At 45.9% G+C, this 2,696-nt stretch carries 2 protein-coding genes and 1 pseudogene; all 3 read left to right on the top strand.

Translation table 11 applies throughout. From position 1 onward, the window contains the following. The first annotated feature begins 59 nt into the window (after nt 1-59). Nucleotides 60-1,007: an HpcH/HpaI aldolase/citrate lyase family protein gene (locus HUK38_RS14475; RefSeq protein ID WP_182585030.1), complete on the top strand. Its 948-nt coding sequence runs from the start codon at nt 60-62 to the stop codon at nt 1,005-1,007. Nucleotides 1,008-1,075: 68 nt separating this feature from the next. Continuing rightward, a pseudogene (locus tag HUK38_RS14470) lies at nt 1,076-2,053 on the top strand (DUF475 domain-containing protein); the annotation flags it as partial. A gap of 89 nt (nt 2,054-2,142) precedes the next feature. Beyond that, nucleotides 2,143-2,664: a phosphatidylglycerophosphatase A family protein gene (locus tag HUK38_RS14465; protein WP_182585028.1), complete on the top strand. Its 522-nt coding sequence runs from the start codon at nt 2,143-2,145 to the stop codon at nt 2,662-2,664. Nucleotides 2,665-2,696 lie beyond the last annotated feature (32 nt).

Raw genomic sequence — 2,696 nt, 5'->3', positions numbered from 1 at the left:
CAAATCATTCCAACGCTACCCTATCAAGCGGTCGCAATCATTCAAGGTGTTAATAACTGATGCTTACGATTCATCACCTCGGCAGCCCGCTGTATGTTCCAGCTACACATCACGATTTATTAACCATTATTAATGGACACCGCTGGCCGCAATTACGGTCAGTCATTATTTGCACCGAAGATGCCGTCGCGCCGCAATCGCTCACGTTTGCATTAAACAATCTCAATCACGCTTTAATCCACGCCGACAGCCACAGTGATTTATTACGCTTCGTGCGGGTGCGCAATCTTGACGTGTTTAGCGAATTATTAACCCGCCCCGGCATTGAAAAGATCGCCGGCTTTGTATTCCCCAAATGTGATTTAACCAACATTGGCGAGTATTTAGCATTACTCGATGGGTCAAATTATGCGTGTATGCCCATTTTAGAAACCGCCGCCGCCTTTGATCCAATTCAGATGATTGCATTGCGGGATTATCTAATGACACACCCGCACCGTCAAAAGATTTTAGCATTACGCATCGGCGGCAATGATTTATTCGCTTTATTAGACATCCGCCGCCCGCGTGATCGCACCATTTATCACACCCCATTAGGTCAGGCAATTGCGCAACTGGTCACTATTTTCAAACCCTACGGCTTTCAACTCACCGCGCCAGTGTTTGAACATATTGACATGCCCGAATTATTAGCGGAAGAATTGCGCGATGATCGGGCGTATGGATTAGCCAGCAAAGCGGCGATTCACCCGCACCAAGTGTCAATGATTCACGCGGGTTATCGAATCAGTGCGGAAGAATTAGAAACTGCCAGGCGCGTATTAACTGCCGATCATGCCGTCTTCAAATTTGCTGGGTCAATGTGTGAAGTCTCAACGCTGCACACCTGGGCAACACACATTATTGAACAAGCAACGCTCACCAATGATACCGCTGATCTTGCATGTGCAATCAATAGCAATCATGCCGAGCGCAATTATTGGCCACGCGCCACCGGAACATCATAGAACTGCGCCAGTCATTCTACAAAAAATTATTCAACCATGCGTGTAATCAATCAGTAAAAGGGGGATCAATGAGAGCGTTTCGTTATTCAATATTAGTGACAATTATTTGTCTTGCCGCCGCCTACTATTGGGGGCAACTGGGACCAATGGGTGGATTAGCCGCCGTGTTTTTAACCATCATTCTGGGCATCATGGAAGTCAGCCTGTCATTTGACAACGCGGTGGTCAATGCGTCGGTGTTAAAAGACATGGACGCCAAATGGCAGCAGATTTTTTTAACCGTCGGTATTCTGATTGCCGTCTTTGGAATGCGGTTAGTTTTCCCGATTGTCATAGTCGCGGTGGCATCGGGGCAGGGCATGTTTGAAGTCACACAAATGGCATTAAAACAACCCGATCAATACGCGCATTATTTAGAACAAAGCCATGTCGGCATCTCCGCATTTGGCGGCATGTTTTTATTACTGGTTTTCCTTTATTTTATGATGGATGCCACCAAAGATTTACATTGGCTAGGCAAAATTGAAGAACGGCTATCACGCTTGGGCAAATTAGATGCAGTCGAAGTGATGATCGCGCTGGTCATTCTGTTTTTAATGCAATCATTCTTTGATTTAACATCAACTGAGCAGTTGTCATTATTGGCCGCCGGTATTGGTGGGATTATTCTCTATGTTGCCGTCAGCAGTTTAGATAGCCTGTTTGAAAATGAAGAAGACGGTGATGCGGCAGTGAATATGGCCAAACGCTCGGGCGTGGCTGGATTTTTATATTTGGAAGTCTTGGATGCGTCATTCTCATTTGACGGCGTCATTGGTGCATTTGCCATTACCCGCGACGTGGTGATTATTATGTTGGGATTAGCGATTGGCGCCATGTTTGTCCGTTCACTCACCGTCTATTTGGTGAATAAAGGGACGCTCGATCAATATGTCTTTTTAGAACACGGCGCCCACTGGGCAATAGGTGCATTAGCCGCCATCATGTTAGCCAGCGTACAGTTTCATATTTCCGAAGTCATTACCGGCTTAATTGGCGTAGCCTTTATTGGCATGTCAGTTTATTCTTCAATTCGCTACACCCGTGCGCATCCAGAAGAACATCACCGTATTGGTGCCAGTGATTAACGCAATTCATGGTTAATTCACCATTAGAACCGCCAGAGCCAATAACACCGAATTGGCGCTGGATCACCCGCCACCCAGTCTATTTCATTGCTTTTGGACTGGGGACGGGATTAAGCCCTAAAGCGCCCGGCACCGTCGGAACTTTATTGGGCTACCCATTGTATTTTGCATTGGCGACCCCATTTATAGGGCTATCGGATGCCAGCATTATCATTGCTCTAATACTCGCGTTTGTTATTGGCGTTTTTATTTGTGACATCACGGGTAAAGCACTTGGTATTGCCGATCATTCCGGCATTGTGTGGGATGAAATTGTCGCAATGGCATTGGTGCTGTATTGCATTCCAGATGGATTGAATTGGTGGATCAGCGGTTTTATTGCATTTCGGTTTTTCGATATTTTCAAGCCCTGGCCAATTCACTTTTTTGATCAACGCTGGCAAAATGGGTTTGGCGTCATGTTTGATGATTTATTAGCGGCCGGCTATGCAATTTTATTGGTGCGTGGCATTGGTTGGATGATTGCATAAATCATAATAGCATGGCACAATTCCATTCAATA

It is taken from the genome of Thiospirillum jenense (assembly GCF_014145225.1).
In the GTDB taxonomy this organism is placed as follows: Bacteria; Pseudomonadota; Gammaproteobacteria; order Chromatiales; family Chromatiaceae; genus Thiospirillum; species Thiospirillum jenense.
Note: the sequence above shows the minus strand (reverse complement) of the source record. Positions and strands in the feature narration are given on the sequence as shown.

What these genes read in the sequence shown, in the direction of transcription:
- HUK38_RS14475 (WP_182585030.1), top strand. Translation starts at nt 60, where the DNA reads ATGCTTACGATTCATCACCTCGGCAGCCCGCTGTATGTTCCAGCTACA.
- HUK38_RS14465 (WP_182585028.1), top strand. Translation starts at nt 2,143, where the DNA reads ATGGTTAATTCACCATTAGAACCGCCAGAGCCAATAACACCGAATTGG.